The organism is Flaviflexus salsibiostraticola, from assembly GCF_003952265.1.
Lineage (GTDB): Bacteria > Actinomycetota > Actinomycetes > Actinomycetales > Actinomycetaceae > Flaviflexus > Flaviflexus salsibiostraticola.
Map to the genome: position 1 here is coordinate 1,657,207 of NZ_CP034438.1, position 13,029 is coordinate 1,670,235.

A 13,029-nucleotide genomic window follows, 5' to 3' on the forward strand; every position below is an offset into this window, starting at 1 on the left:
GGGCGAACCACGGACGTGCGGTCAGCGCAGCGGTTGGGGATGACCGACGACTTGGCGGTCCCAGCTGGGCGGTCACGACCAACCGCCGCCAGCCGGCTCGACGGTCTGATCAACCGCTGGCCCATCACACGCCGAGGACCGACGGACAGGTGCTGTCCCCGACGACTCCTGTGCGGATATCAGGTACTTTGACCATCCACAATGCCATTCGATCGTGCCATGATGGCGATATGGGACTTTCGATCGGCATCGATGTTGGCGGAACGAAGATCGCGGGAGGAGTGGTTGACAGCAGCGGGAGAATCATTGCTCGTGTCCGACGGCCATCACCCGCGGACGACGCCGAGGCGATCGTGGACGAGATTGTTGGCATCGCCAAAGATCTCGCGAGCAGCCACGAGGTCCACTCGATCGGGATCGGCGCCGCAGGCTTCGTCGGCAAGGACCGCCGCACGGTCCTCTTCGCCCCGAACATCGCGTGGCGCGATGAGCCGCTCGCGGACCGGGTGGAATCGGCGCTCAACCTGCCCACCATCATCGAGAACGATGCGAATGCGGCCGCGTGGGGCGAATATTCGCACGGGGTGGCGACGAACGCCGAGTCCATCGTCTTCGTCACCCTCGGTACGGGTGTCGGCGGAGGCATTATCATCGACGGCCAGCTGCTGCGAGGCAGCAACGGTTTCGCGGGCGAGATCGGGCACATGAACCTCATCCCCGACGGCGTCAAGTGCGGCTGCGGGTCGCGGGGCTGCTGGGAGCAGTACAGCTCCGGCACAGCGCTGGTTCGCATGGCGCGAGAGGCAGCCATGGAGGCCCCGGATCGCGCTCAGACACTCCTCAGCCTCGCCGGCGGCAATCCGGCGAAGATCACCGGGCGGTTCGTCACCCAAGCGGCACGGATGGGGTGCCGGGTGGCGCGGAAGGCCTTCGATCAGGCGGGCCGCTACGTCGGCATCGCCCTCGCCGACCTCGTCTCCATTCTCGATCCCGACATGTTCGTCCTCGCCGGCGGCCTCTCCGAGGCCGGCTCCCTCATCCGCAATCCTGCCGAAGAGGCCTTCATGGATCAGCAGGTCGGCGGGGACTACCGCCCCGCCATTCCCATCGTCACCGCCAAGCTCGGCAATAATGCAGGCATGATCGGCGCGGCCGATCTCGCCCGCCGCGCCTTCGACGGAATCCGCTGACCCCGGCGTCGGACAGTCCCGGCCGGTGCTGTCCGACCGGGACTGCGGCCGGGAGTGACCGGCCGCGATCGAATCAGCGCCCGGTCAGCTCGTAGGTGTCGATCCCGCCATCGCGGTCCTTCATAAACATCGCGACCTGCGCCTTCGACGCCCGCAGGTCGGGGTCGTTCTGGAGGTAGTGGCGGGTTTCGCGGGCGATGAGGCCCGACATGACGAGAAGTCCGATGAGGTTCGGCAGTGCCATGAGTCCGTTCATGACATCCGCGAATCCCCACACGAGGGAGAGGGAGGTCGTGGCGCCGATGTAGACGACGATGCAGAAGATGACGCGGTAGGGCATGACACCCCCGCGGCCGACGAGGCGCTCGACGCACCGCTCGCCGTAGTAGCACCAGCCGAGGATCGTCGAGAACGCGAACAGCGCAAGCGAGATCGTCACAACCCAATGGCCCCACTGGCCCGGCAGGCCCGACGAGAACGCCTCGCCGGTGGCGAAGGCCGCGTTGTCCTCCGACGTCGCCCAGGCACCGGTGGTGATGAGGACGAGGGCTGTGCAGGTGACGACGATGATGGTGTCGATGAAGGTCTGCGTCATCGACACGAGCCCCTGGCGGACCGGGTGGGTCGTCTTTGCGGCTGCCGCCGCGATCGCGGCGGATCCCATGCCGGATTCGTTGGAGAAGATGCCGCGCGCCATGCCGAACCTCATCGCCTGTGCGATCGTCGCGCCGATGAAGCCGCCGGTGGCCGCGGTGCCCGTGAAGGCGTCTGTGAAGATGAGGCCAAAGGCTGCGGGCACGGCGCTCACATTGACGAGGAGGATCCAGATCGAGGCCACGACGTAGAGCAGGATCATGAGCGGCACGAGGGCGGAGGTGACGCGGCCGATGGACTTGATGCCGCCGATGAGAACGGCGAACGCAGCGATCATGAGGACGATGCCGACCACCCACGTCTCGAGCCCCCAGGAGGAGCCGACGTTGCGGGCGATGGCGTTGGCCTGGGTCATGTTGCCGATGCCGAAGGAGGCGATGACGGCGAAGACCGCGAAGGAGATCGCGAGGACCTTGCCGATGGAGACGCCGCCGACCTTCTTCGTGATGCCGCGCTCAAGATAGTACTGGGGACCACCGGAGACCTCCCCCGCATCATCCTTCGTCCGATAGCGGACGGCCAGGAATGCTTCGGAGTACTTCGATGCCATGCCGAGGATGCCGGTCACCCACATCCAGAACACCGCGCCCGGACCGCCGAGGGCGATGGCCGTGGCGACGCCGACGATGTTACCCGTACCGACGGTTGCCGCGAGCGCGGTGGTCAGGGCCTGGAATTGGGAGACATCTCCGTCATCCGCACCCTCGTCGCGCCTGTCCTTGAGGCCCAGACGAAGCGCCGGTCCAAGCTTCGTGAATTGGATGCCGCGCAGTCTGACCGTGAGGACGAATCCGGTGATGGCGAGCAGGGGTATGAGGACAAAGGGTCCCCAGATGATGCCGCCCAGGGTGTCGAGTACCAATGAGATCGACTCTTCCAATTGTTCCACTGCTCACTCCTTCAGTGCCAGATAACCGCGCGGATCCGGCGTTTCCAGGATCCGCCGGGTTCTATAAGGTGACACGGTACAGGAGGGGGAGCGGTTTCGAGTCTCATTTCACCCCAAAGCACCCTTGTGTCCGGATACTGGTCGCCGATCTCACGGCACGTCCAACCCGGGATCTCACACCCGAACTCACCCGCGCTCGTGTTTCCCACCGTCAGCCGTACACCGTTTCGAGGTATCCGTAGCCCTCCAAGACCGCCTCGAGGATCTCGGGCGCGTACTCGCTGTGCACCCCGAAGCGAGGGGCGATGTCGAGGACGACGGGCTCTCCCTCCGCCCCCGCCGGATGGTGATCTCCGCGGGACCGGTCAGCCCGAGTGCCGCGGCGGCGTCGAGGGCCAACTGCGCCACCCTCCCGTCGTCCGAGTACTCAACGCGCGGAGCACCCGTCGACCACGTGTGCGTCCTATCTCGCCGTTCGACGACGACAACGAGCGGGAAATCATCGGAGGCGTGGGAGCGATAGACCATCGGGCGGTACTCTGCGCCGGGGATGAACTCCTGGCCCACCCAGGAGTCGTCGAGCCGCAGCCAATCGACGTCGGACTCGCGCTCGATGTGCTCGACGGTGGTGCCGCGGCGGGGGATCCGTGGCTTGAGGATGATCGGTCCTCTCATGTACTTGAGGACCTGCTGCGTGGACGCGAAACCGCTCGGCAGACAGAACCGGGGAACGGGCACTCCGGCTCCCTGCAGCACCGCCATCGTCAGGTACCGGTCGTGGGCGATGCAGACGGCCCCAGCCTCACCGATGACAGTGGGGGCGGGAAGCCGCCCGGCTGACGCCGCCATGGCCAGCTGCGGCAGCTCCGCTCGGGCTGTGGGGATGACGAGGTTGATGGCGTGGTCGGTGAGGAACCGGCTGAGGACGGTGAGCAGGGCGTGGTCCGACGCGGGCGGTACAGCACCGACCTCGACGAAGCTCGAATCGGGGCGCGGCTCCATGTCCACGCCGTAGACCTCGTGGCGTGTTCCGTCGAGTTGTGCGGCCACGGCGCGGCCGGCCGGGCCGGCGCAGCCTGTGATGAGGATTCTCATGGCAGCACACCCCCGGGTCGCGGGCGCACCCTGTCCGTACGACCCTCCAACGCGCTCGGGGGCCGGGCGGAAACGGGCGGCTGACGCCGCGAGGACCCTCGCCCGCCGCGCGAGTGCACGGGAGGGGTCAGAGCGCCGCCTGGGGCGGCGATGGGCGGGATCATGGTGACAACCTGGTGCAGGACAACGTCGAGCCGCATAATCAGCGGCGGCTTTCGCGCCGGCGCAGTTATGCGGAGGTGACAGCTCGCTGACTGGCCGTTGTCGATCAGTGGCCGTATGGATCCCACGGATCCTTCGAAACGCGACCGCCGACAGGCGCTCGCCGATCACGAGGCACCGTGGCGAATCTCCAGGCTAGACCCGCGCGAAAGTGCAGGTCAATGGGCCTGCCGATGTTGACGGCCGTCCTCTCAGCCGTCCTCACCGCGGGTGTAGCCGCGGTAGCTGTCCCCACGGGCCGGCAGCCAGGCGACGATCGCAATGATGAGGATCGCGCCGGAGATCATGAAGGCATAGGAGTAGCCGAAGTGGTCGGCGATGAGACCCGCGAGGAGCGGGCCGATGATCTGGCCGAGATCCCCCGCCATCTGGAACGTCGAGACAACCTTGCCGCCCGGGCGGCCATCGAGGACATCCGCGACCGCACCCTGCTGGCCGGGTTGGATGAGACCGGCGCCGAGTCCGGTGATGAGGGCGACGGCGACGAGGAGGATCGGGCTGTCGAGCGCTCCGAAGACGATGGTCATGATGCCGGCGATGACGAGGCCGGGGACGATGACGGTGATGCGGCCGTAGCGGTCCGACCAGCTGCCCGCGACGACGAGGGAGATCGCTGTGCCGATGGCGCCGGCCGTGAGGGCGGCGCCGGACACCCATTCCCCGTAGCCCATGGCAACGCCGGTGGCGAGGGGGATCATGGTGAGCCGCACACCCATGTTCGTCCACGCGTGCGAGAAGCTCGTGACGAGGACGGCACGGTACGTGGGCGAGGAGATCGCCTCACGCACTGTCATCGGCCTGATCTCGATGCCCTCCTTCGATACCTCCTGGCGGTGCGGCTCGGGCAGCGCGACGAGGATGACGAAGAACGAGACCATGAGGGTGCCCGCATAGATGAAGAACGGCAACCGCAGGCCCCACACCGCGAGGAGTGACCCGAGCGACGGGCCGAGGATGTTGCCGAGCAGGAAGGCCGACCCATAGAGGGACGAGGCCCGCCCGCGCTGCCCCGGAGGGGAGAGCTTGATGATGAGGGACATGGCGGAGACGGAGAAGAAGATTGAGCCGATGCCGCCGACGCCGCGGAGGATGAGGAGCTGGGTGTAGTTCTGGGCGAGGCCGCTGGCGGCTGAGGAGATGGCGACGATGAGGATCCCCGCCATGTACATCTTCCGCTCCCCGAACATGTCGATGAGCTTCCCGCCCGGGGTGGAGAAGGCGATCCGCATGGCGGCGAAGACTGAGGTGAGTGCGCCTGCCGCCGTGACCGAGACGTCGAAGGAGCGGGCGAACTGAGGGATGATCGGGGCGACGATTCCGTAGCCGAGGGCCACCGCGAGCGCGGCCGCAACCAGCACCCAGATCTCCCTCGGCATCTTCGCCTTCTCCAACCAGCACCCCTCTCTCGTCCGCACTCTGCGGACAATTCTCTCACCACTGTCTCATGTGCGCGGGCAATCGCCCGCGTCCCGGCGTTCGCTTTCGAGCGATCCTCATGGTCCGATTTCGACCACTCTCTCCGGCCATTCCAGCCATCTCCCAGCCGTGGGCGATCAGGTATTCAGACACCGCTCCTAGTCTGACCCTATGGAAAGCAACGAGCATCTCGACCGATACTCCTCCGGCGTTGATGAGGGCGATCGCTCCCCGCACCACGCCTCGACGATCAACTACCGGGTGTTGACGACGGTGCGCTCATACTCGGAGGCTCAGCACATCGTCGACACACTGTCCGATGCGGACTTCCCGGTCGAGAATGTTCGCATCGTCGGCCTTGGGCTCGAGTCCGTCGAACAGATCACGGGCAGGAGGACAACGTGGACGGCGGCGTGGCAGGGCGCGCTCTACGGTGCGTGGATGGGCGTGTTCTTCGGCCTGCTCTTCCTCTTCTTCGCCCCCGTCGTCGCGTGGCGCGTGCTGCTGACCGCCGTCGCACTCGGCCTGCTCTTCGGCGGCATCGCCGGCGCCTTCGAGCACGGCATTCAGCGCGGCAGGCGTGACTTCTCCTCGGTCGCGACCACTCGCGCCTCCCGGTACGAGATCCACATCGTCGCCGGGCTCGTCGATGACGCGAGCCGCATCCTCAACACCTGAGTCCGCTCACCGCAACCGCAGCCACTGCCCGTATTCTGCGCCTCATGCCAGCCGAGATTCGCCCGGGACCGGTGCGTCGACCGTATAGGCTAGCGGCATGGGACAGCCGCATTTCTCTCAGCCCGCTCCGCTCACACGCATGGCAGACGGGACGGTCAAGCAGATCAATCCCTTCTCGGGAACCGAGGTGTGGACGGTGCCCGGGAGGGCCAATAGGCCGCTGACCCTCGTCAATCCGCACCCCTCCCCGATCGACCCCGACAGCCACGAGCGGCACTGCTCCTTCTGTGCGCAGCGGGTGCTCGAGAGCCCGCCCGAGAAGTCCCGCGTCATCTCGACCGACAACGGGTTCAAGATCGTCGAGAGCACCTCCGTCGATGACCTGGCGAAGCCGTGGGAGTTCCGCAGGGTGCCGAACCTGTTCGAGATCGTCTCCTTCGACTACTGGACGAAGAACTACGGATACCAGCTTCCCCAGGAGCGCGCCCAGCGCCGCGACCGCTACATCGCCGACCCCGCCGGCAAGGCACACGTCCTCAGCGTCCTCCAGACGAAGGCGAAGGCGTCGGGGATGACGGAGGAGGAGTGGATCCGGATCCCCGAGAGCGAGCGCCTCGAGGGGGCGAATGCGTTCTTCGGCGGCGGTCACGATGTTGTCATCGCACGCCGGCACTTCACGGATGGTGCGACGCTCGACAACCAGCTGGCCGCCTCGGGGAGCCTCACCCCGGCGGAACATGAGTGGTACATGAAGCTGACGATCGATGCGATGAGGGACCTCTACTCGTCGAACCGCTACGTCCGCTACGTCCAGGTGTTCCAGAACTGGCTGAAGCCGGCCGGCGCCTCCTTCGATCACCTGCACAAGCAGCTCGTCGCGATCGACCAGCGCTCGGTCAACGCCGAGGTCGAGGTCGCCAAGGTCCGCCTCAACCCGAACATGTACAACGAGCTCGGGGTCGACTACGCGGGCTTCCAGAACCTCATCATCGCCGAGAGCCGCCACGCGGTCGCCTTCGCCGGTTTCGGACACCGCTACCCCACCCTCGAGGTCTACTCGAAGGCGGCGGAGCCGATGCCGTGGGAGCAGTCGAACGACGAGCAGCGCGGCATGTCCGACATGCTCCACGCCCTCCACGTCGCAACAGGACCCCACGTGCCGACGAACGAGGAGTGGCACCATAAGCCGATCGACGTCGACATGCCGATGCCGTGGCGGATCCTCCTCAAGTGGCGGGTGTCGACCCTCGCCGGGTTCGAGGGCGGCACGAAGATCTACGTCAACACGATCGACCCGTGGACGCTCCGCGACCGGATCGTGCCACGGCTGCTCGAGGCCCGCGCCAATGGCGAGATCGCCTCGAACATCAACATCGCGACCGAGTGTGCGTGCCGGGTCAACTCGCTCCGGTACAACCCCTACCTGTAGTGGACTGGTTCGTCCTCGTCGCCTCCGGGCTGTTCGAGTCTGTCTGGGCGACCGCCCTCGGCCGCTCGAACGGCCTGCGCAGGCTCGTCCCCAGCCTCATCTTCCTCATCGCCTCGATCATCTCGCTCGCGGGGCTCGCATGGGCGATGACGACGATCCCGACGGGCACGGCCTATGCCGTGTGGACAGCGATCGGGGCTGTCACGACAACCGTGTGGGCGATCGGGACCGGCGCGGAGCGGGCGACGATCCTCAAGGTTGTCTGCCTCCTCGGCATCATCGCCTGCATCGTCGGCCTCAAGGTGACGGGATGAACTGGCTGACGCTCATCCTCTCCGGGGTGCTCGAGGCGGTCTGGGCGACCGCCCTCGGCGCCTCCAACGGTCTGACGGTCCTCGGCCCGACGATCGTCTTCCTCATCGCCCTCGTCATCTCGACCATCGGCCTGGCGATCGCGATGAAGACGATCCCGACGGCGACTGCGTACGCCGTATGGACGGGGATCGGCGCGAGCCTGACCGTTGTGTGGGCGATGCTGACGGGCGCCGAGCCGTTCTCCCTCATCCGCATCACCCTCATCGTCATCCTCATCGCCTGCATCATGGGTCTCAAAGCATCCGAGGGCGCGAGTGCGCAGAGGACGACGGCGACTGCGGTCGGCGACAACGTGACGGGCCGGTGACCGCGTCGAAGCGGTTCGGTGAATGACTGGCGACGGATCGGATATGGCCTTCGCCCGCCGGATATCCCGCCCTAGACTGAGGCTGTGAGCCTGCCTTCGGTATTGCGCGCCTCGGCGGCGCCCGCGCCTGCCCGCACGTGGTCGCCGGGCGACCGGCCTCTCGTCATCGCCCACCGCGGCGGGGCAGCCCTCGCTCCCGAGAATACGATGGAGGCGTTCGAGCAGGCTGTCACGCTCGGTGCCGACATGCTCGAGACCGATGTTCAGATCACTGCCGATGGGCATGCGGTTGCCTTCCATGACGAAACGATGGACAGGATGACGAATCTGAGCGGCCCCATCCGCTCCTTCACTCTTGCCCAGGTTCAGGCGGCCGAGGTGTACGGGCCGGACGGCCAGGCCGCCCGCATCCCCACCATCGCCGAGCTGCTCGACGCGTTCCCGATGCGATGGGCGATCGATCTGAAGAACGGGGACTCGATCGTGCCCCTGGCCGAGACGATCAACCGGACCGACAGCGCGGGCCACGTCTGTGTCGCCCACGCGTGGGATTCGTGGCTGGACCGGGTCCGTGAGCTGACGAGCCCGCGGCTCGAGAGGAGTCTCGGGTGGGAGGGGCTCGCCATGCTCGTCGCGTGCGCGAAGGCCGGCATCACTCCGCCCACGTCCTTCGCCTCGGGCGCCTGGGTTCACATCGGCTGGCGGCCGGCTGGGATCACGCTCATGAAGTCGGCCCGCTTCGCCGACCGGATCATCTCCCTGAGCCACGATGTCGGCATGGGGGTGCGGGTCTGGACGATCAACCGGGAGGATCGGATGAGGCGGCTGCTCGATCAGGGGGTCGACGGGATCTTCACCGATCGGCCGGACCGGCTCCTGTCGATCCGAGGGGTGTGATCCGCAGCCGCACGCCGTCGCCCGTCACCGTGCCGGGGATCTCGATCTCGGCCGGCAGGGCCACCCTTGTCCCCGCCTCGGTCGGCTCGATGACGCGGCCCTTGACGATCGCGGCCGAGCCGAGGAAGTCCGTGACCTCGGGGACGGCAGGGGAATGGAGGAGCTGCTCGGGGGTGCCGATCTGGAGGAGCCTCCCCTCATCCATGATCCCCACCCGGTCCGCGACCGCGAACGCCTCATCATGGTCGTGGGTGACATAGATGGCGGTGGCTCCCGCGCCCTTGAGGATCGTGCGCAGGTCCTGCGAGAGCCTCTCCCTCAGCACCCGGTCGAGTGCGGACAGCGGCTCGTCGAGCAGAAGCAGGTCCGGACGCGGCGCAAGCGAACGGGCGAGGGCGACCCGCTGGGCCTGCCCACCGGAGAGCGTAGTGACGCTCCGCTCCCCCATCCCCGCCAGGCCCACGAGCTCGAGGACCTCCTCGACCCGCCGTGCGATCGTCCCTCGGTCCTGGCCCTTGAGCCCGTAGGCGATATTGCCGGCCACCGTGCGGTGGGTGAACAGTTGGGCGTCCTGGAAGACCATGCCGATCCGGCGCCGGTGGACGGGCACGCCCGCGACCGATGAGCCGTCGATGAGGATCTCCCCGGTCGAGGGCTCCAGTCCGACGACGCCCCGCAGGAGGGAGGACTTCCCGCACCCGGACGGACCGAGGAGGGCGAGAATGTCGCCCGTGTCGACGGTGAGGCTCACCCCGTCGACGGCGCGCAGGTCACCGTAGGAGACCGTGAGGTTCTCGAGCTCGATCATCGGGGATCCTTTCGTGCCGCCTCCGCGGCGGCCATGATGGACGCGGCGAGGAGGGCGAGGACGACCGCCCCCGCCATCGCCATCCCATAGTTGTTCTCCCCGGGACGGCCGAGCAGGCGGACGATGATGACGGGGAGCGTCTGGCTGTCCGGCCTGGCGAGGAAGGAGGTCGCGCCGAACTCGCCGAGCGACGTCGCATACGCAAAGCCGATGGCGATGCCGAGGCCCCGCAGGAGGAACGGCCCGTCGATCGTCGCCAGCACCCGCCACGGTGAGGCGCCGAGCGTCGCCGCGGCCTCCCGCCTGCCGGGCGCGATCGAGGCGAGCGTCGGTGTGAGGGACCGGACGACGAGGGGTAGGGCGACGACGGCCTGGGCGATCGGGACGAGAAGGGGCGAGCTGCGCAGGTCGAGCGGCGGGCTGTCGAGGGCGATGCTGAACCCGAAACCGACCGTGACCGCGCTGACCCCGAGCGGCAGGAGGATCGCGCCCGCGAGGATCGACTGCCCGCTCGCGAGGGGCCCGTGGACCCTCCGGGACAGGACGAGGGCGAGGGGGACGCCGATCGCGAGTGCGATGAGGGTGGCGATGAGGCCGATGCGGAGGGAGTTGCCGATCGCCTCGAACACCGTTGCCCCTCCCGCGAAGCCGGTTCCGGACGTGCCGAGCAGTCGGTAGTTGTCGGTCCCCCATCCGTCCCCGACGCGGAAGGACCGCGTGACGAGGGCGATGAGTGGGAAGGCGATGAGGGTCACCATCGTCGCCGCCGTCATGACGAGCGGCGCGGCGTCCGCCCGCGCCAGCGGCGTCACGTGGCGGCTGCGCAGCTGCAGCCGGCCCGCGGTCCTCCTGCTGAGGGCCTCGCTCACGAGGAGGGTGAGGATGACGATGACGATCTGGAGGAGGGAGAGGATCGCGGCCGTCCTGTTGTCGAGCATGCTCGTCGACTGCCGCCAGATCTCCGTCTCGAGCGTCCCGTACCCGGGCGACCCCAGCGTTCGCACCAGCCCATAGCTCGTCGAGCAGAACAGGAAGACGATCGCGCCCGCCGAGGCGATCGCCGGCGCCAGCTGCGGCACGGTCACCGTGAGGAAGGCGCGCGACCTCGACGCGCCGAGGGTGCGGGCCGCCTGGACGGCGCGCGGGTCGAGTGTCTGCCAGAGGCCGCCGACTGTGCGGACGACGACCGCATAGTTGAAGAACACGAGCGCGAGGATGACGGCGGTGACCGTCTGGTCCATTCCCAGCGACTCGAGCGGGCCGCCCCGGCCGAGCAGGGCACGGAAGGCGACGCCGACGACGACGGTGGGCAGGACGAAGGGGATCGTCGCGAGGGCCCGTGCCGCCCGCTGGCCCCGGAACGAGCATCGATACAGCACGTAGGCGCCGGGCACGCCGAGGATGATGGCGCCGACGGTGCCGAGCGCGGCCTGGTAGAGGGTCTGGCCCGTGACGAGCCAGGTCCGCCGGTCGGTGAGGACCTCGGTGAAGCCGGTGGGGTCGATGCCGTCCTGCCAGATGCCGCGGACGAGCATTGCCCCCGTCGGATAGAGGAAGAAGACGGCGAGGAACGCCACGGGGATGATCACCGCGGCGGTCCACGCCGCCCTCCACAGCCTCACGTCAGCGCAGGTCCGCGAAGGCGCTCAGCAGCTCGCCGCGGTCCACCCGCTGCGGGTCGACCATGATCGGGGTGTCGGACAGCTCCGCCACCTCCTGCCACTCGGCCGGCAGCTCCTGGTCCGTGACCGGGTACATGTACATGTTCTCCGGAATCGAGGACTGGAATGCATCGCTCAGCATGAAGTCGATGAACGCCTGGGCACCCTCGGGGTTCGCCGCCCCCTCGACGACGCCGGCGTACTCGACCTGGCGCACGCACGTGTCCGGCAGGTAATCCGTGCCCGGAGCCGCGGCCGGGCTCGACGAATAGGAGAGGACGAGGGGGTAGGGGCCGTCGCCGTCGGCGCCGGAGAAGTCCGAATAGTAGGCGTCGGACCAGCCGCTCGCGACCCGGGCACCGCCATCGAGGAGGTCCGCCCAGTAGTCCTGCCAGTCATCCCCGAATTCTGTCGCGGTGGCGACGAGGAATGCATATCCGGGTGACGACGTCGCGGGGTCGATGACGGCGGTGAGCGCCGCGTACTCCGGGGCCCGCAGGTCCTCGAGGCCCTCGGGAGGGGTCATGCCCTCCTCCTCGAACCAGGCCGTGTCGATGTTGATGCAGACATCGCCCTGGTCGATCGGGGTGAGGCTGTCCGCGACGACGAGGCTCTCAGCCGACTCCGGCAGTGCCGGGGACGTGTAGGGGGCGAGCAGGGCCTCCTCGATGACGGTGCGGGCGATGAAGGTGTCGACCCCGTACACGCCGTCCGCCTGCGGATTGTCCCGATTGAGGATGAGCTGGTTGACGAGGACCCCGCCGTCACCCGGCGCGATGGTCTGGAGCGTGTAGCCGCTCTCCTCCTCGAATGCTGCGATCTGCTCCTCACTCATGACGAACGAGTCATGGGTGAGGATCGTGACGGCCTCCTCCTCGGCGTCGCTGCCGCAGGCCGCGAGCAGCGCGAGCGAGACGAGACCGACTGCTGTCTTCTTCATATCAACCTCCATAGCTGGAGGGGAAAGACCCCTGCCCATATGGGCAGGGGTCCGAGAGATTCCCGACTTCCTTCGCCGGTGCTAACCGGAGCAGGTTCGAGGGTCTGCACATCGTGTGCACTCTCAGCGTGGTGAGCGCTCCCCTGTCGTACGAACCATCCTAGTCGATATCAGGCGTCGACTGCGACTGCCTTCGCTCCCTGTCCGTACCAGGAGCTCGCCTTCTTCATGACGAGGTTCCTGATGATCGTGTTCGTGGCAGCGGCGACCACGGAGAAGACAACGGCCTCGACCAGGTTGGACTGGAAGTCATCCTCGTTCGGTGCATCGTGCCCCGTTGCCGCCTGCCATCCGAATTCGACGATCTTCTTGGCAACAAGGCCAGCGAGCAGGCCTCCGCCCGTGCTGACGATCTTCCATCCGATATCCATGCCCTATCCTTTCGCGTGATGCTGACGTGTGATCTGG

At 67.4% G+C, this 13,029-nt stretch carries 13 protein-coding genes and 1 riboswitch; of the genes, 6 read left to right on the forward strand and 7 right to left on the reverse strand.

Annotation, left to right across the window (positions count from 1 at the left end; all coding sequences use genetic code 11):
- Positions 1-230: 230 nt before the first annotated feature.
- Positions 231-1,190, forward strand: coding sequence for an ROK family glucokinase (locus tag EJO69_RS07615; RefSeq protein WP_126040715.1), 960 nt, complete (start codon positions 231-233; stop codon positions 1,188-1,190).
- 73 nt (positions 1,191-1,263) lie between these two features.
- Here EJO69_RS07615 and EJO69_RS07620 read toward each other — a convergent pair whose 3' ends face one another.
- The 3 genes from EJO69_RS07620 to EJO69_RS07630 form a co-directional block, all read right to left on the reverse strand.
- Positions 1,264-2,733, reverse strand: a complete 1,470-nt coding sequence (locus tag EJO69_RS07620) for an alanine/glycine:cation symporter family protein (RefSeq protein ID WP_211331386.1) — start codon at positions 2,731-2,733, stop codon at positions 1,264-1,266.
- Between the two features lie 186 nt (positions 2,734-2,919).
- Positions 2,920-3,828 (reverse strand): ATP-grasp domain-containing protein, encoded by a 909-nt coding sequence (locus EJO69_RS07625; protein ID WP_126040717.1) that lies wholly within the window; start codon positions 3,826-3,828, stop codon positions 2,920-2,922.
- A gap of 413 nt (positions 3,829-4,241) precedes the next feature.
- On the reverse strand, positions 4,242-5,441 hold the full coding sequence (locus EJO69_RS07630) for an MFS transporter (RefSeq protein ID WP_211331387.1): 1,200 nt from the start codon (positions 5,439-5,441) through the stop codon (positions 4,242-4,244).
- Positions 5,442-5,637: 196 nt separating this feature from the next.
- Between EJO69_RS07630 and EJO69_RS12325 the strand changes: the two genes are divergently transcribed.
- From EJO69_RS12325 to EJO69_RS07655, 5 genes are all read left to right on the forward strand, one after another.
- Positions 5,638-6,144, forward strand: coding sequence for a YflT domain-containing protein (locus tag EJO69_RS12325; RefSeq protein WP_245993572.1), 507 nt, complete (start codon positions 5,638-5,640; stop codon positions 6,142-6,144).
- A 97-nt stretch (positions 6,145-6,241) separates the two neighbouring features.
- A complete protein-coding gene (locus EJO69_RS07640; RefSeq protein ID WP_211331388.1) occupies positions 6,242-7,573 on the forward strand; it encodes a DUF4921 family protein in 1,332 nt (443 codons plus the stop codon).
- The gene (locus EJO69_RS07645; RefSeq protein WP_126040719.1) at positions 7,573-7,887 is read left to right on the forward strand and encodes a DMT family transporter; all 315 of its coding nucleotides are present in this window, start codon (positions 7,573-7,575) and stop codon (positions 7,885-7,887) included. The genes EJO69_RS07640 and EJO69_RS07645 overlap by 1 nt, the downstream gene beginning before the upstream one ends.
- The gene (locus tag EJO69_RS07650) at positions 7,884-8,255 is read left to right on the forward strand and encodes a DMT family transporter (protein ID WP_126040721.1); all 372 of its coding nucleotides are present in this window, start codon (positions 7,884-7,886) and stop codon (positions 8,253-8,255) included. The genes EJO69_RS07645 and EJO69_RS07650 overlap by 4 nt, the downstream gene beginning before the upstream one ends.
- Positions 8,256-8,339: 84 nt before the next feature.
- On the forward strand, positions 8,340-9,152 hold the full coding sequence (locus EJO69_RS07655; RefSeq protein WP_126040723.1) for a glycerophosphodiester phosphodiesterase family protein: 813 nt from the start codon (positions 8,340-8,342) through the stop codon (positions 9,150-9,152).
- Here the strand turns inward: EJO69_RS07655 and EJO69_RS07660 are convergent.
- The 4 genes from EJO69_RS07660 to EJO69_RS07675 form a co-directional block, all read right to left on the reverse strand.
- Positions 9,109-9,960 carry an ABC transporter ATP-binding protein gene (locus EJO69_RS07660; RefSeq protein ID WP_126040725.1) on the reverse strand — a complete coding sequence of 284 codons (852 nt, stop codon included), beginning with the start codon at positions 9,958-9,960 and terminating at the stop codon, positions 9,109-9,111. The two genes, EJO69_RS07655 and EJO69_RS07660, sit on opposite strands and share 44 nt — an antisense overlap.
- Positions 9,957-11,582: an ABC transporter permease gene (locus EJO69_RS07665; RefSeq protein WP_245993574.1), complete on the reverse strand. Its 1,626-nt coding sequence runs from the start codon at positions 11,580-11,582 to the stop codon at positions 9,957-9,959. Before EJO69_RS07665 ends, EJO69_RS07660 begins: the two co-directional genes overlap by 4 nt.
- A 1-nt stretch (position 11,583) precedes the next feature.
- A complete protein-coding gene (locus tag EJO69_RS07670) occupies positions 11,584-12,561 on the reverse strand; it encodes a thiamine ABC transporter substrate-binding protein (protein WP_211331389.1) in 978 nt (325 codons plus the stop codon).
- A gap of 50 nt (positions 12,562-12,611) precedes the next feature.
- Positions 12,612-12,716, reverse strand: a riboswitch (TPP riboswitch).
- A gap of 15 nt (positions 12,717-12,731) precedes the next feature.
- On the reverse strand, positions 12,732-12,992 hold the full coding sequence (locus EJO69_RS07675) for a DUF4235 domain-containing protein (protein ID WP_126040729.1): 261 nt from the start codon (positions 12,990-12,992) through the stop codon (positions 12,732-12,734).
- Positions 12,993-13,029 lie beyond the last annotated feature (37 nt).

Excerpts from the sequence above, each read along its gene's own strand:
- EJO69_RS07660 (WP_126040725.1), bottom strand. The coding sequence starts at position 9,960 with ATGATCGAGCTCGAGAACCTCACGGTCTCCTACGGTGACCTGCGCGCC.
- EJO69_RS07675 (WP_126040729.1), bottom strand. The coding sequence starts at position 12,992 with ATGGATATCGGATGGAAGATCGTCAGCACGGGCGGAGGCCTGCTCGCT.
- EJO69_RS07615 (WP_126040715.1), top strand. The coding sequence starts at position 231 with ATGGGACTTTCGATCGGCATCGATGTTGGCGGAACGAAGATCGCGGGA.
- EJO69_RS07640 (WP_211331388.1), top strand. The coding sequence starts at position 6,242 with ATGGGACAGCCGCATTTCTCTCAGCCCGCTCCGCTCACACGCATGGCA.
- EJO69_RS07625 (WP_126040717.1), bottom strand. The coding sequence starts at position 3,828 with ATGAGAATCCTCATCACAGGCTGCGCCGGCCCGGCCGGCCGCGCCGTG.
- EJO69_RS07670 (WP_211331389.1), bottom strand. The coding sequence starts at position 12,561 with ATGAAGAAGACAGCAGTCGGTCTCGTCTCGCTCGCGCTGCTCGCGGCC.
- EJO69_RS07650 (WP_126040721.1), top strand. The coding sequence starts at position 7,884 with ATGAACTGGCTGACGCTCATCCTCTCCGGGGTGCTCGAGGCGGTCTGG.
- EJO69_RS12325 (WP_245993572.1), top strand. The coding sequence starts at position 5,638 with ATGGAAAGCAACGAGCATCTCGACCGATACTCCTCCGGCGTTGATGAG.